Annotated in this window: 26 protein-coding genes; 13 read left to right on the forward strand and 13 right to left on the reverse strand. The window is 62.2% G+C overall.

Going from position 1 to position 23,649, the window contains the following annotated elements; genetic code table 11:
* Nucleotides 1-28: 28 nt before the first annotated feature.
* Nucleotides 29-1,177 carry a CaiB/BaiF CoA transferase family protein gene (locus tag AC1DVN_RS01340; RefSeq protein WP_019745117.1) on the reverse strand — a complete coding sequence of 383 codons (1,149 nt, stop codon included), beginning with the start codon at nucleotides 1,175-1,177 and terminating at the stop codon, nucleotides 29-31.
* Nucleotides 1,174-2,346 carry an acyl-CoA dehydrogenase family protein gene (locus AC1DVN_RS01345; RefSeq protein ID WP_029256136.1) on the reverse strand — a complete coding sequence of 391 codons (1,173 nt, stop codon included), beginning with the start codon at nucleotides 2,344-2,346 and terminating at the stop codon, nucleotides 1,174-1,176. The genes AC1DVN_RS01340 and AC1DVN_RS01345 overlap by 4 nt, the downstream gene beginning before the upstream one ends.
* A gap of 159 nt (nucleotides 2,347-2,505) precedes the next feature.
* Between AC1DVN_RS01345 and AC1DVN_RS01350 the strand changes: the two genes are divergently transcribed.
* Complete coding sequence (locus AC1DVN_RS01350; RefSeq protein WP_020908951.1) at nucleotides 2,506-3,576, forward strand: LacI family DNA-binding transcriptional regulator; 1,071 nt, start codon at nucleotides 2,506-2,508, stop codon at nucleotides 3,574-3,576.
* A gap of 4 nt (nucleotides 3,577-3,580) precedes the next feature.
* On the opposite strand, the gene AC1DVN_RS01355 is transcribed toward AC1DVN_RS01350, so the two are convergent.
* The 3 genes from AC1DVN_RS01355 to AC1DVN_RS01365 are packed head-to-tail and all read right to left on the reverse strand — an operon-like array spanning nucleotide 3,581 to nucleotide 5,591.
* Nucleotides 3,581-4,132: an SRPBCC family protein gene (locus AC1DVN_RS01355; protein WP_019745120.1), complete on the reverse strand. Its 552-nt coding sequence runs from the start codon at nucleotides 4,130-4,132 to the stop codon at nucleotides 3,581-3,583.
* A gap of 50 nt (nucleotides 4,133-4,182) precedes the next feature.
* Complete coding sequence (locus AC1DVN_RS01360) at nucleotides 4,183-4,830, reverse strand: alpha/beta hydrolase family protein (protein ID WP_019745121.1); 648 nt, start codon at nucleotides 4,828-4,830, stop codon at nucleotides 4,183-4,185.
* Complete coding sequence (locus tag AC1DVN_RS01365; protein WP_019745122.1) at nucleotides 4,827-5,591, reverse strand: MBL fold metallo-hydrolase; 765 nt, start codon at nucleotides 5,589-5,591, stop codon at nucleotides 4,827-4,829. The genes AC1DVN_RS01360 and AC1DVN_RS01365 overlap by 4 nt, the downstream gene beginning before the upstream one ends.
* A gap of 19 nt (nucleotides 5,592-5,610) precedes the next feature.
* On the opposite strand from AC1DVN_RS01365, the gene AC1DVN_RS01370 reads away from it, so the two are divergent.
* Entirely contained in the window at nucleotides 5,611-6,735 is a 1,125-nt protein-coding gene (locus tag AC1DVN_RS01370) for an alpha/beta hydrolase (protein WP_477993200.1), read from the forward strand.
* On the opposite strand, the gene AC1DVN_RS01375 is transcribed toward AC1DVN_RS01370, so the two are convergent.
* On the reverse strand, nucleotides 6,671-7,261 hold the full coding sequence (locus AC1DVN_RS01375; protein ID WP_283308332.1) for a TetR/AcrR family transcriptional regulator: 591 nt from the start codon (nucleotides 7,259-7,261) through the stop codon (nucleotides 6,671-6,673). The genes AC1DVN_RS01370 and AC1DVN_RS01375 overlap by 65 nt on opposite strands.
* Before the next feature lie 130 nt (nucleotides 7,262-7,391).
* Between AC1DVN_RS01375 and AC1DVN_RS01380 the strand changes: the two genes are divergently transcribed.
* The 6 genes from AC1DVN_RS01380 (at nucleotide 7,392) to AC1DVN_RS01405 (ending at nucleotide 12,059) form a co-directional block, all read left to right on the forward strand.
* Nucleotides 7,392-8,387: a patatin-like phospholipase family protein gene (locus AC1DVN_RS01380; protein WP_019745125.1), complete on the forward strand. Its 996-nt coding sequence runs from the start codon at nucleotides 7,392-7,394 to the stop codon at nucleotides 8,385-8,387.
* Nucleotides 8,388-8,400: 13 nt separating this feature from the next.
* Nucleotides 8,401-9,957 (forward strand): flavin-containing monooxygenase, encoded by a 1,557-nt coding sequence (locus AC1DVN_RS01385; protein ID WP_141488451.1) that lies wholly within the window; start codon nucleotides 8,401-8,403, stop codon nucleotides 9,955-9,957.
* Nucleotides 9,954-10,832, forward strand: a complete 879-nt coding sequence (locus AC1DVN_RS01390; RefSeq protein WP_141488450.1) for an SDR family oxidoreductase — start codon at nucleotides 9,954-9,956, stop codon at nucleotides 10,830-10,832. Before AC1DVN_RS01385 ends, AC1DVN_RS01390 begins: the two co-directional genes overlap by 4 nt.
* A gap of 19 nt (nucleotides 10,833-10,851) precedes the next feature.
* Complete coding sequence (locus tag AC1DVN_RS01395) at nucleotides 10,852-11,370, forward strand: GNAT family N-acetyltransferase (RefSeq protein WP_020908958.1); 519 nt, start codon at nucleotides 10,852-10,854, stop codon at nucleotides 11,368-11,370.
* Between the two features lie 90 nt (nucleotides 11,371-11,460).
* Nucleotides 11,461-11,871 carry a hypothetical protein gene (locus AC1DVN_RS01400; RefSeq protein WP_020970646.1) on the forward strand — a complete coding sequence of 137 codons (411 nt, stop codon included), beginning with the start codon at nucleotides 11,461-11,463 and terminating at the stop codon, nucleotides 11,869-11,871.
* Nucleotides 11,871-12,059, forward strand: coding sequence for a helix-turn-helix transcriptional regulator (locus AC1DVN_RS01405; RefSeq protein WP_019745129.1), 189 nt, complete (start codon nucleotides 11,871-11,873; stop codon nucleotides 12,057-12,059). Before AC1DVN_RS01400 ends, AC1DVN_RS01405 begins: the two co-directional genes overlap by 1 nt.
* A 23-nt stretch (nucleotides 12,060-12,082) precedes the next feature.
* Here AC1DVN_RS01405 and AC1DVN_RS01410 read toward each other — a convergent pair whose 3' ends face one another.
* The 5 genes from AC1DVN_RS01410 to AC1DVN_RS01430 all read right to left on the reverse strand — a co-directional run bounded on the left by AC1DVN_RS01410 (nucleotide 12,083) and on the right by AC1DVN_RS01430 (nucleotide 16,328).
* Complete coding sequence (locus AC1DVN_RS01410) at nucleotides 12,083-12,310, reverse strand: hypothetical protein (RefSeq protein ID WP_021345436.1); 228 nt, start codon at nucleotides 12,308-12,310, stop codon at nucleotides 12,083-12,085.
* 81 nt (nucleotides 12,311-12,391) lie between these two features.
* Complete coding sequence (locus AC1DVN_RS01415) at nucleotides 12,392-13,219, reverse strand: ABC transporter ATP-binding protein (RefSeq protein WP_019745131.1); 828 nt, start codon at nucleotides 13,217-13,219, stop codon at nucleotides 12,392-12,394.
* Nucleotides 13,203-14,318: a taurine ABC transporter substrate-binding protein gene (locus AC1DVN_RS01420; protein ID WP_019745132.1), complete on the reverse strand. Its 1,116-nt coding sequence runs from the start codon at nucleotides 14,316-14,318 to the stop codon at nucleotides 13,203-13,205. The genes AC1DVN_RS01415 and AC1DVN_RS01420 overlap by 17 nt, the downstream gene beginning before the upstream one ends.
* Nucleotides 14,315-15,172: an ABC transporter permease gene (locus tag AC1DVN_RS01425; protein WP_021332086.1), complete on the reverse strand. Its 858-nt coding sequence runs from the start codon at nucleotides 15,170-15,172 to the stop codon at nucleotides 14,315-14,317. Before AC1DVN_RS01425 ends, AC1DVN_RS01420 begins: the two co-directional genes overlap by 4 nt.
* A gap of 244 nt (nucleotides 15,173-15,416) precedes the next feature.
* Nucleotides 15,417-16,328 (reverse strand): class I SAM-dependent methyltransferase, encoded by a 912-nt coding sequence (locus tag AC1DVN_RS01430; protein ID WP_037133505.1) that lies wholly within the window; start codon nucleotides 16,326-16,328, stop codon nucleotides 15,417-15,419.
* Nucleotides 16,329-16,416: 88 nt separating this feature from the next.
* Here AC1DVN_RS01430 and AC1DVN_RS01435 point away from each other — a divergent pair, with 88 nt between their 5' ends.
* The 4 genes from AC1DVN_RS01435 to AC1DVN_RS01450 all read left to right on the forward strand — a co-directional run bounded on the left by AC1DVN_RS01435 (nucleotide 16,417) and on the right by AC1DVN_RS01450 (nucleotide 19,820).
* The gene (locus tag AC1DVN_RS01435) at nucleotides 16,417-17,262 is read left to right on the forward strand and encodes an LLM class F420-dependent oxidoreductase (RefSeq protein WP_019745135.1); all 846 of its coding nucleotides are present in this window, start codon (nucleotides 16,417-16,419) and stop codon (nucleotides 17,260-17,262) included.
* 105 nt (nucleotides 17,263-17,367) lie between these two features.
* On the forward strand, nucleotides 17,368-17,940 hold the full coding sequence (locus tag AC1DVN_RS01440; RefSeq protein ID WP_019745136.1) for a flavin reductase: 573 nt from the start codon (nucleotides 17,368-17,370) through the stop codon (nucleotides 17,938-17,940).
* Nucleotides 17,933-18,559, forward strand: coding sequence for a superoxide dismutase (locus AC1DVN_RS01445; RefSeq protein WP_019745137.1), 627 nt, complete (start codon nucleotides 17,933-17,935; stop codon nucleotides 18,557-18,559). The genes AC1DVN_RS01440 and AC1DVN_RS01445 overlap by 8 nt, the downstream gene beginning before the upstream one ends.
* Nucleotides 18,560-18,728: 169 nt before the next feature.
* Complete coding sequence (locus tag AC1DVN_RS01450) at nucleotides 18,729-19,820, forward strand: alpha/beta fold hydrolase (RefSeq protein ID WP_029256148.1); 1,092 nt, start codon at nucleotides 18,729-18,731, stop codon at nucleotides 19,818-19,820.
* A gap of 1 nt (nucleotide 19,821) precedes the next feature.
* Here AC1DVN_RS01450 and AC1DVN_RS01455 read toward each other — a convergent pair whose 3' ends face one another.
* Nucleotides 19,822-21,087 (reverse strand): vWA domain-containing protein, encoded by a 1,266-nt coding sequence (locus tag AC1DVN_RS01455; protein ID WP_019745139.1) that lies wholly within the window; start codon nucleotides 21,085-21,087, stop codon nucleotides 19,822-19,824.
* Between the two features lie 175 nt (nucleotides 21,088-21,262).
* On the opposite strand from AC1DVN_RS01455, the gene AC1DVN_RS01460 reads away from it, so the two are divergent.
* The gene (locus tag AC1DVN_RS01460) at nucleotides 21,263-22,225 is read left to right on the forward strand and encodes a GGDEF domain-containing protein (protein WP_019745140.1); all 963 of its coding nucleotides are present in this window, start codon (nucleotides 21,263-21,265) and stop codon (nucleotides 22,223-22,225) included.
* Between the two features lie 89 nt (nucleotides 22,226-22,314).
* On the opposite strand, the gene AC1DVN_RS01465 is transcribed toward AC1DVN_RS01460, so the two are convergent.
* Entirely contained in the window at nucleotides 22,315-23,625 is a 1,311-nt protein-coding gene (locus AC1DVN_RS01465; protein WP_019745141.1) for an HNH endonuclease signature motif containing protein, read from the reverse strand.
* Nucleotides 23,626-23,649: the final 24 nt, after the last annotated feature.

The following is a 23,649-nucleotide window of genomic DNA, read 5'->3' on the forward strand; positions in this document are numbered from 1 at the left end:
CGGTATTCCGGTGGCCGATTCGCTTGGGTCAACTGACTCCCGACGGAGTGGGAACGCTGTCCTCCCCCAACCGCGGCGGGGCCGACCGATAGGTTGCCGGCGTGCCGCTCATCCGAATCGGATTGGCTACCTGCCTAGTCGGTGCATCGCGACGCGGGTCGTCGATGGACACCACCGGATCGAGATTCAGTCGCTCCGCCAACGCTATCGCGTCGGCGATGTCGTTGAGAGGTCCACACGGGACACCTCGCTCGGTCAGCGCCTCGAACCACGAGTCTGCAGTGCCCTTGGCCAACGCAGCAGTGACGGCATCGAACAACTCTTCTCGATGCGCGACCCGATCCCGGTTCGAGATGAACCGCACATCCGCGGCAAGTTCGGGAACTCCGAGAACCTCTGTCAACGAACCGAATTGCCGGTCATTGCCTACAGCGAGGACCAGCGGACGGTCCGCGGTGTCGAATACCTCATATGGTGCGATGCTCGGATGTCGATTGCCCATTGCCTGAGGCACCACGCCCGCGGCAACGTAGCCGGACGACTGGTTGGCGAGCGCGGAGAGCAACGAGGACAACAGATTGACCTCGACGTGCTGTCCTTCGCCCGTTCGATCGCGATGGCGCAGCGCTGCAAGGATTCCCACGCTGGCGTGTAGGCCCGTGATGACGTCGACCACCGCGACGCCGACCTTGGTGGGAGACTTGGGATCGGGGCCGGTAATACTCATCAATCCGCCCACCGCCTGGATCAACAGGTCGTATCCCGGCAAAGAGTTGTTGCCACCGAAGCCGCTGATCGAGCAGTAGACCGCACGCGGATTCATTTCTCGCACAGAGTCGTAACCCAATCCCAGCCGGTCCATCGTTCCCGGCAGAAAATTCTGAACCACTACATCCGCGCCACGAACCAACTCACGCGCACTCTCCAGATCCTCCGGCTCGCGCAAATCCAGAGTGACCGACTTCTTGTTGCGGTTCACCGACAGGAAGTAACTCGACTCGTCCCCGACCCATGGCGGACCCCAACTACGAGTGTCGTCGCCGACACCCGGACGTTCGACCTTGACTACCTCCGCGCCGAGGTCGGCGAGAATCATCGTGGCGTACGGGCCGGCGAGGACGCGACCGAAATCAGCGATCACCAGCCCGTCGAGCGCTCCGACAGCGTCGACCGTCACCGGAACGCTTCTTCACCGGTGAGAGCGCGACCGATCACGAGCTGGTGAACCTCGGAGGTGCCCTCGTAGGTGAGAACGGATTCGAGGTTGTTGGCGTGGCGAATCACAGGGTACTCGAGCGTGATTCCGTTGGCGCCCAAAATGGTGCGGCATTCACGGGCGATCTTGATGGCCTCGCGGACATTGTTGAGCTTGCCGGTACTGACCTGCTCGGGGCGAACCGTCCCGGCATCCTTGAGGCGTCCGAGGTGGATGGCGAGCAACTGACCCTTGCCCAATTCGACTGCCATGTCGGCGATCTTGGCCTGGGTGATCTGGTACGCAGCGAGCGACTTGTCGAAGACCTTGCGATCACGCGCGTAGGAAATCGCGGTCTCGAGGCAGTCACGTGCGGCACCCATCGCGCCGAAGATGATGCCGAAGCGTGCCTCGTTGAGGCAGCCGAGGGGCCCGGAAAGTCCGCGTGCCTTGGGTAGCATCGCCGAGGCAGGAAGACGCACGTCCTCGAGCACCAGTTCCGAGGTGACCGACGCGCGCAGCGACATCTTGTTCTTGATCTCGGGGGCGGAGAATCCCGGAGTGTCGGTGGGAACGACAAATCCGCGCACGCCGTCTTCGGTTCGCGCCCAGACCACGGCGACGTCCGCGATGGAGCCGTTGGTGATCCACATCTTGGTTCCGTTGAGGATCCAGTCGTCGCCGTCGCGCTTGGCGTTGGTTCGCATACCGCCGGGGTTGGATCCGAAATCGGGTTCCGTGAGACCGAAGCAGCCGATGGCTTCACCCGCCGCCATCCGCGGGAGCCATTCTTCCTTCTGCTCTTCACTTCCGTTGTGGTGGATCGCGAACATGGCCAGTGAGCCCTGGACCGAGACGAGGCTGCGAATGCCCGAATCGACAGCTTCGAGTTCCTGGCAGGCCAACCCGTACGCCGTGGCACTCATTCCGGCACAGCCATAGCCCTCGAGGTGCATGCCCAGAACGCCGAGCGCGCCCAGTTCCTTGGCCAGCTCACGCGCCGGCAGTGCTGCCGCTTCGAACCATTCACCTATGTGCGGGCGAATGCGATCGTCGACCATCTTGCGGACCGTGTCGCGGATCGCGATCTCCTCGGCGTCCAGCAGGGTGTCGATGGCAAAAAGCTCGGACAGGGACTGCGGCGTGGTCACGGGGCCTCCAGTGTTCTCGGGCGCAATCCATTGCGAGAACGATTGCGCAATCGTTTGCATCGCCTAGAGTAGAGCCCGGTTGCACACCCGTCAATCCCCGGACGGCCAACCGACTCAGAACCAGCTCAGAACCGACGCACACCAGGAGCCCCGACGCAGATGACGCCCGATCCGTCGAACCGCAGCAACGGCCGTCCGCCAACGCTGCGCGAAATCGCCGACCAGGCCGGGGTCCACATCTCGACGGCGTCGCGGGTCCTCCGTCAGCCCGAGCCCGCCGACGGTTGGTCCGACTCCGCACTCCGAGTTCGTCAGGTTGCCGAGGAACTCGGTTACCAACCGAACCTGTGGGCGGCCAGCCTGCGTACCCGCAAGACCACCACCATCGGCGTCGTGATGCCGAGGCTGACGGACGTCGTGGTGGCCACGATGTTCCAAGGCATCGAGGAAGCCGCCACCGCAGCCGGGTACTCCGTGCTGCTCTCCAGCCCACCCGACGATCTGGACGCGCAGCGCAAAGCGGTCGAGTTCCTGGTCAGCCGACAGGTCGACGGTCTCATGCTGAGCAGCATCCACCTGCCGGGTACCGATTTCGTCGACTCGCTCCCCCTGCGCTCACTCCCGATCCTGCTGCTGAACCGGCACATCGACTCGGCGACGTCGTCTCCGAACCGAGGTCTTCCCTTTGTCAGCGGCGACGACCGACTCGGCGGCTACCTCGCGGGGAAGCATCTTCTGGACTGCGGCTATCGCGATCTCGGAGTGATCGCGGGGCCGGATCACGCCAGCACGTCGCGGGAACGCGTCGCGGGTTTCCGCGATGCCCTGACCGAAGCCGGTCTAGCACTGCCGCCGAACCGAATAGTGGCGTCCGAGTTCGAAGTTCAAGGGGGTGTCGATGCGGCGGCGACATTGCTCGGTGGAGATTCACGCCCCGACGCCGTCTTCACGGTGAGCGACACCATCGCGATCGGCGTACTCGGTGTGGCACGTGATCTCGGGTTGAGCATTCCCGACGATCTTGCGCTGGTCGGCTACAACGACATTCCGGTTGTCTCGCAACTCCCGGTGCCCCTGACAACGGTGAGGTCCCCCGCCCGAAAGATCGGCGCGACCGGGCTCGAGCACCTACTCGCACTGATCTCCGGCAAGAACGTCGAATCCGTGAAACTTCCCGTCGAACTGATCGTGCGAGCCTCCACCAGAAAGCCTGCCAGTCGCAAACTCTGAGCAGCTACCAAACCTGAGATTCGTCGATGCCCAACTGTCGCGCGTAACCGGAGTTGAGTGCGTCCCAACCGTACTCGCGCGCCCGTTCGCCCACGATCGGTCCGAAGGGCTCGCCTGCCAGAAGGGCATCGAGTACGTCGAAGCACAAATGCCACCCGGCAGCGAGTGCCGACGCCATCCCCTCGGCGCGCGACCTCTGCGTCAGTACGACGCGGGTGCCGCCCTCGACCGAACTCAGGTCCCACACCAATTCGTCCGGGCCCCACTCGTGTTCGAGCCGCCGAGTGGTCTCCACAACGTGAACGGTGACCGGCAGCGACATTTCGGGGGCTCCGTCCTCGGTGAGCATGGTGATCACGGCGTCACCGGTACGGCTCAGATTCCGATCGGCGGTGTACGGCGTCCATTGCGCCAACATCTCCGGGTCGGTGATCGCCTCCCACACCTTCTCGACGGGATACGGCAGCACCCGAGGGAAGCTGACGACTGTGTCGTCCCCGTCGACGCTCACCGTGATGTCGGACAGGGCACTGGGCTGATACGGCTGGGCACTCATGATTCGATCTCACCAGGAACCACCGACACGGGCAACTGCCCGCTCGGCGTTCAGAACACGAACAAAGCCGATGCGGCCGCGACTGTCGCCTCCACCACCGGAAATTTCACCACGGACAAGTCGTGTCGCGCTCCTTCGAACTCCACCAGACGTGTCGCGGCGGGAACCAGGTCGAGTGCTGCCTGTATCTCCTCCGTTGTCGCGAACTCGTCCTTCGATCCGTGGACGACAACGGCGGGTGAGTTCAGGTCGGGCAGGTGTTCGGTTCTGAGCTTCTCGGGCTTCTTCGGTGGATGCAGTGGATAGGACAGCAGGACCAGGCCGTCGACAAGTCCCGGGTTCTCCGCTGCCAGCATCGACGCCTGCCGACCGCCGTACGAATGTCCGCCGAGCAGAACGGGTCCGGGCACCGAGTAGTCCGAGCGAACAGCGGTAATCACCTCGGCAATGCCCGCGCGATCCTCCGCAGCACGCGACGGATGCGGCGGCCCCGAAGCTCGACGCACCCGAAACGCGAGATCGAAGCGCAGAACTTGCACTCCTGCTGCAGCAAAGCCGTCGGCGACAGCACGCAACAGCACAGTGTCGCAATTACTTCCGGCGCCGTGGGTCAATGCCAGGGTTGCGACGGGCACTGACTCGGGGCGGTGCAGGAAACCGTGCACCGCGCCTTCGTCGACCGTTTCGACAGTACTCATGGACGCATCCTTGTCCGGCCCGCTCGGGCCTGTTCGACTGCGGCAGCCAAGCTGCCTTCGTAGACCGGCCCGTGTCCGGGAAACAGCGCGCCGGCGGGCGCAGCGGCAATATTGTCCAACGCCTGGTCCGTCGCTCCACGGTCATGGTTGAAGGGGCACACCAGAAATTGTGGTCCGGCGACACTCGACGTCGCATGTCCGGTCACCAGAGCGTCACCCGACGCGATGACTCCTGCGTCGGGAACAAGGTAAGCGCTGTGGCCGTCGGTATGCCCGTGGGTAGGAATCGGTACGATCCGACCGGGAACGTCCAGCGCACCACCTGCCGCAAAGGCCTGTGCTCGAGGCAGTTCCGCGCCTCTCAACGCGCCTGCTCCGATCACGTCGAGTAGCCACTTCGGAGCGCCTCGCCGCCACAACAGCAACGGAACTTTGGCCGGCGACAACTGCTGCAGGTACTCCCGCTTCGCGTGGGGCACTTCCAACGGATCCATCAGGACCGGAACCTGGAGCCGAGTCACGATGTCCGCGATTCCACCGATGTGATCGACATGCGCGTGAGTGACGAGGATTGCCCGAACATCCCCGAGCTGGTGACCGATCTGCTCGATCGAGCGTTCGACGTCGGCGCCGTTGGCCGGGTATCCGCCGTCGATCAACGTCAGATCGGCCCCCTCTTCGACCAGGACCCAATTGGCGTGACCGCACCGAACCAGATGTGTGTTCTCGATCTGCGTGATCGACAGTGCCGCAGTAGTCATGCTTGGTAGTCTGCGCCACGTGTCGGAATCCGTGAAGCAGGCCAGCAGCCGCAGCATTCGAGATCGCGCCGAAGCGTTCTTGGTAGCAGCCGCATTCGCGCTGCCCAGCGCGGTGAAACGTCGAATCACCGGGCCACCCGTCGTCATCGAGGGCAACACGCTCGACGCCGACGCACACCTGCTGCTCACGCTCGCGAAGACGCGGCCACTCCCCTCACATTCCACCGATCCCCAGTCACTCGCCGCTGCTCGCGCCAATCTCACCCGAACCGCGATCATGATGGGCGGCCGACCCGCGCAGGTCCGCACCGAAGAGATCTCCGTTTCGGGCGCCGACGGCCCCCTCCGCGCCCGGCTCTACGTTCCGACTACCGACACCGGCGCTCTGCTCGCCTACTTCCACGGCGGCGGCTGGGTACAGGGCGGCATCGAATCACACGACGCTCCGTGTCGCCTGTTGGCCGAGACCTCCGGCGCACGGGTCGTCTCGGTCGACTACCGGCTTTCACCCGAATTCGCTTTCCCCACACCGGTAGACGACGCCTATGCCGCGTACCAGGATATCGTCGACCGCGCCGAAGAGTTCGGGGCAGACCCGACACGCATCGCTGTCGGTGGAGACAGTGCGGGCGGGCACCTGTCCGCGACGGTGGCGTTGCGTGCCCGCGACGACGGCAAGACCCCACCGGCAGCACAGCTGTTGATCTACCCCGCTACCGACTTTCACGAGAAGGCTCCCTCGAGAACGACGTTCGGTGAAGGCTTCTTCCTGACCGAGGCCAATATGAACTTCTACGAGTCCAGCTTCCTCGGCAAGGATGCCGATCGACTCGACCCGTTGGTGTCGCCGCTACGCGCCCCAGACGTGGCCGGACTGCCACCAGCCATCGTGATCACGGCGGGATTCGATCCACTCCGAGACGAAGGCGAAGCGTACGCAGCACGATTGCGAGACAACGGTGTTCATGTCACGGATCGACGCTATCCCGGCTTCATCCACGGCTTCGTCAACATTCTGGGGCCCAGTGCCGGATCCCGTGCAGCGGTCGCCGAGATCGGCGGCATGCTCCGCGCACTCCTCAGCCGCCCGACAGAATCTCCCGCACCGTATCCACCAGCGGATCGACGGGAAGCTCTGGGCTGATTGCGCGCTGTAGCCCCAAACCGATTCCGACGCTGAGCATTCGCAGCGCGGCTGCGTCCGGATCCAGCGTCGGCGTCACCCCGTTGGATTCCGTGAGGTGTTGGACCAATCCGGCGATCAGTCCCCGCACCTGGTCTGCACCCGCCGCGATCTTCTCCCGAATGTCCTCGCTGTGCCGCGATCTCACCGAGAACTCGACCTCGAGCAGCGTCCACCTCTGGTCCCCGATTGTTCGCTCGGCCCACCGCGCGAATTCAGCCACCGCATCGTCGAGGGTCGATTTCGCCCCGAGTTGCGCAGTGATCTCACCGACCTTGGTCAGCCTGATCCGGCCGAGAACTTCGGCACACAATTCATCCTTGTTCTTGAAATTCGAGTACACCGCCCCCTTGGAGTACCCGGCGTCCTCGGCGATCTGATCGAGAGAGGCCGCGGCGTATCCGCGATCGAGAAAGTGCTCGACGGCCGTCGCCAACAGGGTCTCGCGGGTCAACGCCTGCGTTTCCTGCCTGGTCAATCGCGCCATCGGAACCTCCCAGTGGTCCTCGGTATCGAGATTCCCACGGTAGCCGAATACCGCGAACGGTCGTCGAGTGGAGTACTGAAACCAATTTTTGGGGTACCAACGTTATTCGGATACTGATAGTCTCCGAAACATGACTTCAGATGTGACCGGTACCACCGTGCGCCAAAACAGCGCACCGAGACGCGGCTTGGCCATCGGCTGCGGCGGCACTCTCGGTTTTGCCTGGACTGTTGCCGCGCTCGCCTCGGTCCGGGATGCACTCGACTGGGATCCACGGGAAGCCACAGCCATCATCGGGACGTCCGCCGGCGCCGAGTTCGTGACGATGCTCGGCAGCGGAGTCGGTGTCGACGAGTTGGTTGCCATGCAACTCGGCAACGCCGCCGCACGCCCCGAGCTCCTCACCCACATCGCGTCGGCGCCCGGAAAGCTCCCGCCACTTCCGAGACTGGGCGTCGGCAATCCACGACTCCTCACGCGTCGAGACCTTCCGGTTCTGAGCCGGATGAGCGGCATTGCACCGGTTGGTGGCGGCGACCCGTCCTGGCTCACTACGCTCGCCGAATCACTTGCTCCGGGCGATTCGTGGCTCCCACATCCGAACGCTTACATGGTATCCATGGACTACAGAACGGGGCGACGGGTCGCATTCGGGGCACAGGGGGCTCCGAAAGTGACCGTCGGTGAAGCACTCCGAGCGTCATGGGCGATTCCCGGCTGGTTTCCACCCGTCACGATCGACGGCGTCAGGTACATCGACGGCGGCGCCGCATCCACGGCTTCGGTAGACCTTCTGCTCCCCCTCCAACTGGACGAGCTGGTTGTACTGGCGCCCATGGCTTCTCGAACCCTGAGGCCGGCGCGCGGAGCCGCCCGTATCGAACGCGGTGCCCTGCGCAATGCCATGTCCAAGGGGCTCGATCAGGAGATCGAACTGGTCCGCTCCGCGGGTACCAGAGTCATACGAATCGATGCCACCGACGACGACCTTGCCGTGATGGGCGCCAACTTCATGGACGGCCGCCGACGGCTCGCCACCTTCGAATCATCGCTGCGTACAACACGTGCGAGCGTCAAGCGCGAACTCGATGTGCACCCGTTCCAGCCCACTCGTTCCCACCAGTGAAAGCGCAGACTCAGTGAACAACGAATCTGACCACTTCGAGGTCGTGATCATCGGCGGTGGAATTTCCGGAATCGGCGCGGCTATCCACCTGCAGCGTCTCGGAATCGACAACTTCGCACTCCTCGAGAAGGCCGACTCCCTCGGTGGAACCTGGCGCGCCAACACCTATCCCGGGTGCGCCTGCGACGTTCCATCCGGTCTGTACTCGTACTCCTTTGCCGCCAATCCGGATTGGACGCGCTTGTTCGCGGAGCAACCGGAGATCCGCGAATACATCGAGAACACGGCGGGCACGCACGGAGTGGACAAACACGTTCGCTTCGGGGTCGAAATGCTCTCCGCGCGATGGGATGCGTCGCAATCACTTTGGAAGATAACAACTTCCAGCGGCGAACTGACTGCTCGCTTCGTGATAGCCGCTGCCGGCCCATGGAACGAGCCCCTGACACCGGCGATACCCGGACTGGAAGCGTTCGAGGGAGAGGTGTTTCATTCCTCGCAGTGGAATCACGACTACGACCTGACCGGAAAACGCGTCGCCGTCGTAGGAACCGGAGCCTCGGCAGTCCAGTTCGTTCCGCGCATCGTTTCCCAGGTCTCCGCCCTTCACCTCTACCAGCGAACCGCTCAATGGGTTCTTCCCAAACCCGATCACTACGTACCGCGGATCGAAAGGTCCGTCATGCGATTCGTGCCGGGAGCACAGAAAGCCTTGCGCAGCATCGAATACGGAATCATGGAAGCGCTCGGATTGGGATTCCGTAATCCGTGGATCCTGCGAATCGTGCAGAAACTCGGGTCAGCCCAATTGCGCCTGCAGGTACGCGATCCGAAGCTGCGCAAGGCATTGACTCCCGACTACACCCTCGGTTGCAAGCGACTGCTCATGTCGAACTCGTACTATCCGGCCCTCGGTAAACCCAACGTCAGCGTCCATGCCAACGCCGTCGAGCAGATCCGCGGTAACACCGTGATCGGCGCCGACGGAGTGGAGGCGGAGGTGGACGCCATCATCTTCGGAACGGGCTTCCACATCCTCGACATGCCCATCGCATCCAAGGTATTCGACGGAGAAGGTCGATCACTCGACGATCATTGGCAGGGAAGCCCGCAGGCGTACTTCGGCTCCGCCGTCAGTGGATTCCCCAACGCGTTCATCCTGCTGGGCCCGAGCCTCGGCACCGGGCACACGTCGGCATTCATGATCTTGGAAGCCCAACTGAACTATGTGGCGCAGGCAATCGGCCACGCCCGTCGTCACGGCTGGCAGACCATCGACGTGCGAGAGGAAGTTCAGGCAGCCTTCAACTCTCAGGTTCAGGAGGCATTGGGGACCACGGTCTACAACGCCGGTGGTTGCGAAAGCTATTTCTTCGACGTCAACGGCCGCAACAGTTTCAACTGGCCGTGGTCGTCCGGTGCCATGCGTCGACGGCTACGGGACTTCGATCCGTATGCCTACAACCACACGTCGAACCCTGAGTCAGACAACACGCCCCCTGAACCCACGCCATCTGAACCTACGCCATCCGAGCCCACCACCATTCCGGAACCGGAGTACACCGCATGAGCCTCTTCGGCACCACCTACCCCCCGATCGATCTCGACGGAGCGGTCGTCGTCATCTCGGGCGGTGGCCGCGGAATCGGCCGGGCGACAGCCAAGTTGTTCGCTACTCGCGGTGCACTCATATGCGTCGGCGATCTCGACGAGGAGACGGCCGTCGACACAGCGGAGTCCATCGGCCCACGTGCCCGCGGTTACCTGCTGGACGTCACCTCACGCGATTCCTGGGATGTGTTCGTCTCCAAGGTGATCGGCGAATTCGGCCACATCGACATTCTCGTCAACAACGCGGGAGTGATGCCGCTCGGCAGCTTCCTCGACGAGTCCGACGCCACCAGTCGAGTCACCCTCGACGTCAACGTCTGGGGGCCTATTCACGGGATGCGCGCCGTGTTGCCCGGCATGGTGGATCGACGACGCGGGCACGTCGTCAACATCGCATCGATGGCAGGCAAACTTCCGGTACCCGGGATGGCCGTGTACAACGCCAGCAAGTTCGGCGCAGTGGGTCTTTCGGCTTCTGCCCGTGTCGAATTCGCAGATTCCGGGGTCAGCGTCAGCGCGATCCTGCCCAGCGCGGTGCGGACCGGCCTCTCGTCAGGCGTGCCACTCGGAAAGGGAATGCCGACGGTTGAGCCCGAGGTAGTGGCCAAGGCCGTCGTCGACACGGTCGCGCATCGGCGAGCCGAAACTGCAGTTCCCCGTTACCTTGCGGGCTGGGATCTCGTCGACGCACTGGTCCCCGAATGGATCATCAACATCGGCCGCCGGGTGATCGACGATCGCCGCGCACTGACATCGGTAGATCCGAACGGGCGTGCGGACTACGAAAAGCGAGTGGCACGTCAGGCCGAAAACGGGGAGCACAATCCGAAGTGAACCGGGTAGTTTCGTGGCCATGTACATCCGCCGCGAAACTTCTTCCGACCGTGACGCCATCTATTCACTGCTCGGGGCGGCGTTTGCCGACCAGGCACCGCCCGGCGAGACTCCCTACGAGATCGAACTGACACGCCAACTCTTCGCCTCGGACGACTACTTACCGAAGTTGTCGCTGGTCGCCGTAGCCGGCGGTGAGATCGTCGGTTTCGTGATCGGGACGCGCGGATGGGTCGGTCCCGTGGAGGCTGTTGGCCTCGGCCCGCTGGCTGTCACCCCGGGTAACCAGCGCAGCGGGGTTGGTTCGGCACTGATGCACGCGGTGGTCGGCGCGTGCGACGCCCTGGACGTGCCGCTGATCGCACTCTTGGGCAGCACCGAGTACTACCCGCGGTTCGGATTCGTCACCAGCACGGACGTCGGAGTGGAGTCTCCGGAAGCTGAGTGGGGCGCTCACTTTCAGATCAGAACGCTCACCACACATCGCGCTGATCAGACGGGGAAGTTTTCATACGCAGCGCCTTTCGGAATCGCGTGACCCGAAGCGCGATGTAAGAGTTCTTTGACATACGGCGTGCGTGAATCTACGCTCAACCCTGTCAAAGAACTCTTACATCCGGGAGGCTTCATGAGCACCACGGCACGGTGGAGCCTGGTTATCGGCATCGGCGTCGCAGTAACGCTGACCCTCGGCTTTTTCGCAGCACTGACCGCCGGCGACCAGAAGACGTTGACCTTCGTCGTCTTCGCAATCGTCATGGCGCCGGCTTGCATCGGATCCGTATGGGCCCTTTTCCCATCGGAAAAGAACAAGGCTCCCGCCTATCCCGAGGACACCGTCGAAACAGAATGGAGCCGCAAGGCCGGATTCGGCGCGTTCACAGACTTGATCACTGCCATGGGAATCGCGCTGATCGCGCACAATGTCTTCGGCGCTCCCGAACTGCCGCTCCTGATCTTCACTGCCCTCGGCCTGGTCGACTTCGGAATTCGGTACTGGGCGGTGTCGAGGGACCGCGCCCCCACGATCGAGATCTGATGCGCAACAATCTTCAAGAACTCAGGACGGCGGCCGGATTGTCACAGCAAGCGTGCGCCGACGCACTCGGAATCACGCGCCAAACCGTCATCTCGATCGAGAAGGGACACTTCGACCCGCGTCTGTCACTGGCGTTCCGAATCGCCGAGTACTTCGACAAACGCGTCGACGACGTCTTCTCCAGCTGACGTCTTCTCGGGCTGACAGAAGATCAGTCGAACAGGGTAGGCGACCCGTTTTCGTCTTTCCCGTCGTCGACCGCCGTCGTCTTCTTGCCCGAGCCCTTGCGGACGACGGTCAACGTCGTCGTTCGACGCGACAACCTGTGCCCGTCACTGTGTTCGAGCAACGCCATGCCCTGGCGAACTTCGACTACCGTCCACGGACCCGCATGGCCGGCTGCCTGCACGAGGTCACCGGACTCCACCTCAGTTGCCATGACCACTCCTTGTTCGTCGTGTCCTGCACGTTCTCCTTCCTATTATCGACGCGGCCACCTGGTAGTCGACGCGCAGGGTACCTACGCTGCAGCAGCAACCTTGACCGCATGGCCGACTTCGGCTCGGAATGCCGCGTATTCGGGTGAGCCTCGGAGATCGTCGGGATCGACGCCGGTTCGTGGCAGATCGATTTTCAGGTCCAGTGCGACCTTGCCGGGCCGGCTTGTCAGAACTACGACGCGGGAGCCGAGAAAGGCCGCCTCGTCGGCACTGTGAGTGACGAAGACACTTGTTCGCCCCGATTCGGCACTGACACTGCGGAGGTCCTCCTGCAGACGCTCGCGAGTGAGGGCGTCCAATGCGGCAAAGGGCTCGTCCAGCAACAGCAACGACGTTTCGGCCGCCAGGGCCCGGGCAATTGCCACCCGCTGCTGCTGCCCGCCGGATATTTCCCAGATACGCCGGTCCGCTGTGCCGCCCAGACCGACGCGGTCGAGAAGCTCGTCGCGCCTTCGCCCGCGTTCGCTCTTCGTCACCCCGGCATATTTGAGTGCCAGATCGATGTTGCCGCCCACCGATTTCCACGGAAACAGTCGTGGTTGCTGAAACACCACGCCGGCACTCGACCCGGGAATCGGGTCGGATCCTGATACCTGAACTGTTCCACTGGAAGGATTTTCGAAACCCGCAATCAGCCGCAGCAATGTGCTCTTGCCGCAACCCGACGCTCCGACGAGGACCAGAAACTCACCAGGTGCAACGTCGATCGATACCGGCCCGAGTGCCGTGACGGACTCTCGACCGTGGCCGTACTTGTGCGAGACGGTGTCGATTCGGATCGCGCCCGGGCGGTCGGCAGCGAATCCTCCCGCGGCCTGCTGTGCGGTCTCGCTACTGGTCAAGGACATCGGGAAGCCCCTTCACATAGAGAGCATTCTGAAAGACCGCCAGATCAGGCACACTGTCGATCTGCTTCTGCTCGGCCAGGAATTGCGCTGCACTCTGCAGGTTCACTGCCAGATTCCCGGGAGCGCCTTCGGCGCCCAGCCATTCCGGCGAGGAGATCTGCTCGGGAGTGAGGAACACTCCCTGCTTCAGCTGCGCTGCCGCGTCGTCCTTCGAGGCGCCCAATTGCGCGGCAACAGCTTCCGCTGCCGCGTCCGGGTCCGTGGCGATCGTCGTGAGCGCGCGGGCCTGAACCTGGCGCCAGGTATCGACGATCTCGGGGTGATCCTTGGCAAACGCGGTCGACACCACACCAAGATCGAGTGTCGGCTTTCCAGCCGTCGCGAGCTCGCGACTGGCGATCAACTGTGTTCCGTCCTTACGGAGCTCGTCGAGCGTGGGCAACCAGGTGTAGACGGCATCGATGTCACCGCGCTGCCAGGCAGCGAGGGATGCTTGCGGCTGGAGATCCACCAACTGGACGTCGTCAGCATTGAGTCCGGCCTGGTTCAGTGCTGCCAGCAGACTGTAGTGCGCGGTCGAGGCGAATGCCGTGGCCACTTTCTTGCCACGCAGATCTGCGACGGTCTTGATTCCGGTTGCGTTGCGCGCCACCAAGGCTTCGTTGTCGCCGGCCACGTCGAGAACAAACGCGACCTGGTACGGAATGTTCAGCGGTGCCGAGAGGCCACGAGCAACCGGACTCGAACCGATTGCGCCGAAATCGATTTCACCGGCAATGAAGGCGGTGTTGATGTCGGCTCCCGAATCGAACTTCGTCCACTTCACGTTGTACTCGGGCAATGCGTCTTCGAGCCAGCGATTGTTCTTGACTATCAAGTCGCCGCTCGGGAACGACTGGTAGGCGATACGGATCGTTTCCTTGGACGAATCCTGGCCCGAATGATCCACCGAGCACGCACCGAGAACAAGGGCAAGAACGCCGATCAGCACCGTGAACGCCGTCCGGGAAGCCCTTCCCTCGTTGCGGTTCGGATTGCTGTTGCGCTTCAGATTGCCGCTGGGCTCGGAAATGCTGCCATATTTCTTATTGTCGGTCATACTTTTCCCCTCCAGGGAACGGCGCGGCGCTCAGCAGCCCGCAACAGTCCGTCGATGATCAAACCGGAGAATCCGATGGCGAAGATCCCCACCAGCACTACCGGAGTGTTGTTGTAATTGCTTGCATCCTTGACCATTCCGCCGATTCCGGGGATGCCGTTGAACAATTCGGCCGCGACAACTGACGAGTACGCCATACCCACCGACAAGCGAATGCCCGTGAAAGTTTCAGGCAGCGCCGACGGGACAACCACGTCTCGGATCACTTGTGCCCGTGAGGCTCCCAGCGCCCTGGCAGCTTCGACCAGCCCGACGGGTGCCGCGACAACAGCAGCTGTGGTGGCCACTGCTGCCGGCGGTAGCGCAGCCAACGCCAGAAGCGTGATCTTCGGCGCCTCGTCAATTCCCAGCCAGATCACCAGCAGGAAGAAGTACGCCAAGGGCGGCAGTGCCCGCAGGAAGGTCAACCACGGTTCGAGCAGGCTCCGCAGCCATGTCACCGATCCCATTGCCAAACCTAGGATCACGCCCAATCCGACGCCGATGATCACACCGACCAGCACCCGTCGCAGCGTCATGTAGAGGTGCTCCCAGAGCAAATACCCCTGGTAGCCACGCACTCCGTCGTGCGTGGTCATCGTGTTGACGAAGGCATGCCAGACCGTGCTCGGAAAGGGCACGAAGGTCTCACTCCAGGTGCCGCTCGCCGCGGCGACCTGCCACAAGGCCAAGAATGCGATCACTGAGAGCACCGGCAGTCCGACAGTGGTCACACTCGAAGTCCACGGCCGACGCGGTTCACGGTTCGGTTCCGCGACTGGTGTTGGTTCTATTGCTTCGACAGGAGTCGACATCGCTGTTCTTCCTCGACGTACGGAAAATTCCGGCACACATGCAGCAACGAGCGCACATGCAGGGGCGAAGGCGCACAGAGCGGCGCCGTTCTCACTCAGGAGAGTCGGAAGGAATCAACAGCAACAGCAGTTGGCACCAAGACGGCACAGGTCGACGGCGATGCGTCGTGTCAGTGGCGTCGTGGGCATGGGGGTAATTACTACCTGTGTCTGCAATTACCCGCAAATGCGGGGGAAATAGGCGTCAGTCGGCCAAGCGAACAGACAGCGAATACATCAGCGGTATCTCTGGTCGTCCGGCCGGGACTCCCCAACGCTTGCCACCGAGTTCTGCCATCTCCTCGAATCCTTGCCAACCGTTGGCGTACGGGTACTCGTCGAAGGACTCGAGCGTCAATCCGGCACGCCGCAGGGCGCCGAGCACCTCGGCGATGGACCAGTTGAATTCACATGAAGGGAAGGGATTTTCGAAGTTCTCGACTCCGTCTCCCTGAGCGCCCGGCAAGACGAGATCGGCTGAATCTGCCACGTAGTCGCCGACGCCACCGGGTTCGGTCACGGGAGTCCCGCCTCCGTACGGGTATGTCAGCGACCACTTCTCGTCGAAACACATGGCAAACGGATGAAACTCCACCAGAACGAATCGACCGTTCGGCGCCAGAACACCGGCAATCCCCTCGGCCCACTCGTCGAGATCGGGTAACCAGATCACCGTTCCGTACGAAGAGAAGACTCGATCGAACTTCCTCCCGGTAGCGCCGGCATCTCGGAGCCACGCAGATACATCCGCTCGCTCGAAATCGGCGGCAATGCCGGATTCCGCAGACAACGTTCGCGCGAAGTCGATCGCAGAATCCGAGATGTCGACGCCGGTCATCGCGGCACCGAGAGCAGCCAAACTCAGCGAATCCTGACCGGAATTGCACTGCAGATGAAGAATCGAGGAGCCGTCGATCTCGCCGAGCAGCGCCACTTCTTCCGGAAACAAGGTCGACCCGCCGTTGCGAAAGAACTGTGCTTGGTCACCTTTGTGACTGTTGTGAGCGACGGTCGCCGCATTCCACGACAACCGATTCATCTCCACTGCGTCCATCTCTACTGCATCCACCTCTCGGCCCACAACAACTCCGCCCGAGTTCACCACGCCCCCGGTCACGTCGGCAATCGATTTACTGGGCTGGAAACCTATCCGAACGAAGATGCAACAGGTTACAGTTTTTCGACGGACCATCGAAGGAGAACCAGTGCGCTACGGACTCAGCCTGTTCACCAGTGATCGCGGCATCCGCCCTGCCGATGCAGCAAAGGCTGCGGAGGCGAATGGATTCGACGCCTTCTACGTTCCGGAGCACACTCACATCCCCGTATCGAGGGATTCCGATCACCCCGGAACCCAGTCGGCAGAATTGCCCGACGACCGTTACATGCGCACACTCGACCCCTGGGTTGCCCTCGGCACCGCCGCGTCGGTCACGAGCACCATCCGATTGGGCACCTCGGTGGCCCTCCCCCTCGAACACGATCCGATCACTCTCGCGAAAACCATCGCATCGCTGGACCATCTTTCCGACGGACGCGTGGTTTTCGGCGTCGGATTCGGCTGGAATGCAGAGGAACTCGCCGACCACGGCGTACCGCCCAACAAACGCCGGACCGCACTCCGGGAGTATCTCGAAGCCATGGGTGAACTGTGGTCGAAGGAAGAAGCTTCGTACGACGGCCAATTCGTGAAGTACGGGCCTAGTTGGGCCTGGCCCAAGCCCGTTCAGAAGCCCCGTCCGCCCATCATGTTGGGCGGCGGCGGCAACGAGAAGACTTTCAAGTGGATCGCAAAGTCTGCCGACGGGTGGATCACCACACCGATCGAGCAGGAGATCGACGGAAACGTGGAACTGCTCCGAAAGATCTGGGCCGAAGCAGGTAGAGTCGGCGAGCCTGAAATAACCGTCCTGGCAGGCAAACCCGATCCGGAGAAGCTCGCCCACTGGGCAGATATCGGTGTCACGGAGGCGATGTTCGGCACTCCGGACAAGAGCCCCGAAGAGGTGGTCGGATACATGGAACGTCTGGCAGCCAAGCTCGGACGGTGAGGTCCGCCACAGCACCTTGACCTCAACTGCACTCGAGGTTTTAACGTCGGTATTGCACAAGACAGTGCAACGACAGCAAAACCCGAGTCAGAAGAGGTGCTAAGTGTGACGACAAAATTGGTTGGCACCCAACCTGTTTCGGATGTCGCTGTTGATTCGGCGCCGTCCATCCGAAGCGCATTCGTCGAGGCATTCCGAAATCATCCCGCCGGCGTCTCGATCATCACCGCGACGGGCAATGACGGCCCGGCCGGCATCACGTCGTCTTCGGTGATCTCGATCAGCGCCGATCCGGCAGTTCTGGCGTTCTCACTGCAGTCGTTGCGTGGTTCTGCGAGCGTCATTGCTTCCGCAAGCAGTTTTGTTGTTCACCTGGCAAATTCGGCGAACGAGCGACTGGCGGCCACGTTCGCGACCCGCGGCGCTGTCCGCTTCGGAGACGACATGCGCTGGTCGTTTCTGTCGACGGGTGAACCATTCCTGCACGGCACGGGCCACGCCTTGCGGGCGGTTCCCTTGAATGCCACGACGTGTGGCTCCGCAGTGATTGTCACCGCGCGCGTCGTCGACGTCATCGATCCGCAGCACGTGTCAGCGCCGCTCGTCTATCACGATCGAACCTATCGAAATCTCTCGTCTCACAACATTTCCTCAAAGGAAGGCATGTCACATGACTGAATACGTTCTCCCCGAGCTGGACTACGACTACGCCGCACTCGAACCGCACATCTCCGGCGAGATCATGGAACTGCACCACAGCAAGCACCACGCCACGTACGTGGCGGGCGCCAACAGCGCAATCGAGCAGTTGGCTGCTGCACGCGAAGACGGCACGATCACTGCGAAGGCGCCGCTGCTCAGTAAGAACCTCGCCTTCCACCTCGGCGGCCACACCAATCACTCGATCTTCTGGAAGAACCTCTCCCCCAACGGCGGTGAGCGACCAGAAGGCGATTTGGCAGCCGCGATCGACGAGCACTTCGGTACCTTCGACGCATTCGTCAACCACTTCTCTGCTGTAGCAACGACTTTGCAGGGGTCCGGCTGGGCGGTACTGGCCTACGACACGGTCGGGCAGCGCCTGGTCATCGAGCAACTCACCGACCAGCAGGGCAACATCAGCATCGGTATCGTTCCGCTGCTCATGCTCGACATGTGGGAGCACGCTTTCTACCTGCAGTACAAGAACGTCAAGGCCGACTATGTGAAGGCTTACTGGAACGTCATCAACTGGGAAGACGTTGCACAGCGATACGCGGCGGCCACAGCCTCGACCGGCTTGATCGTCCCTGCCTGATCGTCCCCGCCTGATCACTGCCGCATCATCCCGATCAGCCCAGCTCGGCACGGTGGCTCCGTTGCCGAGCTGGGTTTTTGCCCCCCGAGATCGATGTATGTGAAGGCAGGTAACATACACCGAGCGCGGCCGACTCGGCCGTCCGCCGATTCGACTCCAAGGGGAACCAGTGCTCGATATCAGTGGTTTGATCGCGACGTGGCGTCCGACGCTGGACACCGCAGCGCGCAATGCATGGGGACTCTCGTTCGGCGACGGTGTCGAGAAGGCCGAACGCACGCCGTCGGTACTGATCAGCGAAGGTCTACACCGCGATCTGTATCGCTTCGGCGCATTGTGGACGCCCAGAGGCAATCCGGTTCTCCTCGTACCTCCCCTCGCGGTTTCAGCCGACTGCTACGACCTTCGTGCAGGCCAGAGCCTCGCCGCACACCTACTGGATGGCGCAAACACGCCCTACCTCCTCGACTACGGGACCATGCGGTACTCCGACCGCGGAATGGGTTTCGAGGCCTGGGTCGACGACATCATCCCGGAAGCGATCCGTACGATCTCGGACCTACATGACGGCGCACCTGTTTCGCTGATCGGGTGGAGCCTCGGCGGGACCATGTCTCTGCTCACGGGCTCCGCTCACTCCGACCTTCCGATCGCATCGATCACGGCAATCGGCACGCCAATCGATTACACGAAGATTCCCGCTATCAGCCCGTTGAGGCTGATCGGCAAATACACGGGCGATACCCCGCTCACCTCCGCGACCAATCTGGTCGGCGGACTACCTGCTCCACTCGTTCAGGCGAGTTACAAGGTGACGGCGTTGCAGCGCGAAGTCCTCAAGCCATGGTTCATCGTCCGCAATCTTCACAACACCGAGACCCTGGCTCGTATGGAATCGATAGACAAGTTCATGGCAGCCATGCCTGGATACCCGGGCAAGGCATTTCAGCAGATCTGCGAACAACTCATGCTCGGCAACAATCTCTACAACGACGCTGTCACGCTTGCCGGGCGCGAGATCAAACTGTCAGCTCTGAGCGTTCCCGTTCTCGCGATCGGCGGCACCACCGACGTGATTGCACCCATCGCTTCGGTGGAAGCGATCACGTCGGTCCTCACCGGAGCGCCGTCGGTCCGGTTCGAGAAGGCGCCGGGAAGTCACCTCGGGCTCGTTGCCGGCCCCACCGCGAGAGACTCCACCTGGGCGCACATCGACGAATTCTTGAAAGAGAATGCACCGCAGTTGGTTTCGACCAGCTAAATCACGGCGTCGTGATGCCCGCGGCTACAGCTGCCTTGTGCCAATCCGGGAATTCACTCAGCAAACGGGTGTACAACTGGGCGTCGTCGACGGTGTCGATGTCGTCCAGCGCGAAGAATCCGGCATTGTCGACCACCCTGCCGTCGAGGTCGTCGAGCTTCTCCAGCACTCCGTAGTTGGCCTTGCCGATTCCGACGAACTGCCAAAAGGCCGGGAGCCCAGACGCTTCGCGCATCAATTTCGTGATTTCCTTGCGCTCGCTGAAGCCTCCGTCGGTGAAGAACAGGACGAGCGTCGGCGCCGAACCACGTGTCAGGCCGGAGAGAATCTCAGTCATGATCGGCACTTCACGATTTGCGGCGCCGATCTTGTCATAGTTGAATCCGCCGTGCGAGCCGCGCAAGTGCAGGTAGGTATCCGACCACTCTTCCGCGTCATGAACAGAGATCTCGGGAAGCTTGACGAAGCTGACTGCATACAAGTACGGCTCCAGCTTGCCGTCGTCATCGAGCTGGATCGCAACGGGAACCATGCGTTCGACAACACGATGCACCACTCTGGTGCGGTACTGCTTGGCCATACTTCCGGTTTTGTCGATCACCAGGACCACTCGCGCCCGAATTCCGTTGCCACCCTTGGTCAGCAGGACCTTGGCCACTTCGCGCTTTCGGAGGTCCAGCTTTTCCCGCTTCACCATCGAGAGTTTGGCTTCGTCGGGCACGGTCCGAATGCCATCTGCCGATTCAGCCGAGTCGGGTCGGCTCTGCGGTTCCTCGTCGACCGAGACTCCGAATGCAGTGACCAGATCTGCCAATCCGCTGTCCCAACCCGCCGAAACGTTCCGAACCTTCCAGTCCGTGCCGCGGCGATAGATCTCGACGAGGACCGCTGCCCTCTCACTCGTCAAACCCAAAGCCTGAGCCACGATAGCGGTGGAACCAGCCTGCTCCACCACGACACCAAGGCCCCCGACAGCAGAAAGGGTTCCGTTTGCCGCCGCATCAAGCGCCACGGCAACACTCAGCTGGTGGATGTCGGCGGGCAACCTCGCAATGTCGATTTCGATGACGCCGCCGGACTCCAAGCGCACCGCACCTTCGGGCGACACCGGCTGATTGAAGAAGACAAAATCTGCGTCGTTCCGCACCTTGTTCCGTTCGTCGAGCTGGAACACCATCAGGTCCACCGTGCCCGGGGCGCTACCGTTCACCGCCACCTTCAGCGAAGTTCCGTCAACGACTGTGTTCGCTCCACGCGCCAGCTCCATACCGGAAGATTAGCGGGCCACCAAAGAATCAACGGCCCCGCGGTCGGAAGAATCACAGCACACTTTCAGCAATCGACAGGATTCTCGAGGCAGACTGTTCGTGGAAGATTTGTCGCACGCGGGACCAAGAGCCTGAACATCGACAGAATCTTAGGGTCGATCAGGAGGTCACCAAATGCCGCACGGCCAGGCGCGCACCATCCCGATGCTGCCACTCCTGCCACCACTGACGAATTTCGACGACGCCAGTCGCTCGATCGTGTCCTACCTCGACGAATATCTTCCGCTGGCACTGTGGTCGATCACGCGGTTCGACGGGTCGAATCAAATCTTTCTCACCGTCTCACCCAACCCACTTCACATCGAAGTCGGCGAGACCCGGACTTGGCAAAACACCATGTGCAGCGAGGTAGTCCTCGGAAATGCGCCGCCAGCCTCATCGAATCGCGCACTCGTACCTGCACTTTCCCGAGATGACAGGTGGGAAGGCATAGGCGCATACGTCAGCATCCCAATCCTTCACAACGACGGCAGTCTCTTCGGCACTCTGTGTGGCGCCGACCCGATTACGGGCGACTCCGTACTCGAGGACAACCTGGCCCTCCTCACCCTCCTGTGCCGACTCCTCGGAACGATTCTCGATGTCGACTATCAGCGCGCGCAGTCAGTGCGACTGGCCGAAACTGCGCAACTCGATGCCGAGACCGACCCGTTGACAGGTCTTCTCAATCGGCGCGGGTGGAACCGCATCCTCGAGGCCGAGCAAACCCGGTACCGCCAATTCGCCGATCCGGGATCTATCATCATCGTCGATCTGGACGGCATGAAGACCATCAACGACGAACTCGGTCACGCCGCGGGTGACGAATATGTTCAACGGGCCGGCAAGATCTTGGCAGCATGCGCGCACCCTGGTGCGGTGGTTTCACGGTTGGGCGGAGACGAGTTCGGAATCGCTCTGCCCGATACACAGCCGCGCGCCGTCGACTACCTGGTCGAGTGTTTGGAGAAGGCGTTCCGGAATGCCGACGTCTGTTGTTCGATCGGTCGAGCCGACTTTTCCATGGCCCAAAGCCTTTCCGAGACTTGGGATACGGCCGATGCCGAGATGTACCGCCACAAGCGCTCGAAGCACTGATTCGACTCCCCCACGGCCTGTTGGCACCGCATCGGAGGATCCCTTCGATGCGGTGCTGGCCCGTGTTCTGTTGTGCCTGAGGTTCGTCCTCAGGTTTTGAAGGTGGTGTTCGCCGGCCGCGGGTGCTGCTGCGGGTCGATCGAGGGTGGTGGGATGAACCACGGTTTGTTGTCGACGCCGATGCGGATTACCCATTTCCCGACGAACCCGGCTTTCCGGTGCATCAACCGGTGATGCGAACGGCACAGTAGGACAAGGTTGTTCATCACCGTCGGGCCGCCGTTGGCCCAGTGCCGGATGTGGTGCGCGTCGGTCCACGCGGGCACGCACGTGCAGCCGGGGAACGCGCAGCCTTTGTCTCGGGCGATCAACGCCACTCGCTGTTCGGCGGTGACCAACCGTTTCCCGGGTTTCGCATCCAACGGCGCGCCGTGATCGTCGAGCAGCACGGTCGAGAGGAAACAGTCACACCCGAGGAGTCTGGTCTGCGATACCGACAGTGGCCCGAGCCAGGGCATGTGCCCGACATCGAGATCCGACACAGCCACAGCCACTCCACCACCAGGAGCAGCGGATGTTGCGGCGCAGTCCCGATGCTCAGCGAGATCACGGGCGTTGATGTGCACGTTCACGTGCGGCCGCTGCCCACCATCGGTACCGGTCTTCGCGCAGTCCAAATACCGGCGGATCAGTTCGGTGAACCCATCCGCAGTCCGCTTCGCCGCCGACCGAGAATCCGGGGTTCCATCCGGTGCCGGCGTCGGCATCGTCAGATTCGACAACGCCGACAACAACATTTCCCCGGTGAGAGCATCGAAATCACCGCGCACCACCACCCGGCCGTTCAGTGTCGACGCCATCCGCAACTCGTTACGATCCACATCCTCGGCGGGCGGAATGTCATCCGATTCGAACACTCGCTCCAAGGTCGCGATCACGTTTCGCACCTTCGTCGTTGTCGCCTCCACGCCCGACGCGGCAGCCAACAACAAATCGATACAGCGAGGGAGCGCCTCCTCCGGCATGCCGTTCGGCGGTGATTCGCAGAACGCCACGATCAACACGGCATGCTCGAACGAGCAGTCCCCGACATCGAACCGGGCCGCCACCGCCGGAAACGGCCGCAGCGCCGCACCCAGGGCGGCGATCTTCTTCCCGTCCCGAACCTGCAGCATCGTGTTCGAGGCCAACCAGCAACCCACCCCGCGGCTCGCAATCACCTGATCATCAGGACGCATCGAGAGTTCGTCGACCACCGCCACACGAACAGCCTCGAGACGAAGAATCTCCGCACTCGCCCCGATAGCAGCAGCACGCAACTCAGAAGCAGACAACCGCCACAGGCGTCCGCGCAACCCCACCGCAGAACCAGACACCACATCCGACAACAAGACACTCATTGAATCCCCCGATCCCCACCCCCC

This window comes from Rhodococcus sp. P4_E4, from assembly GCF_056401575.1.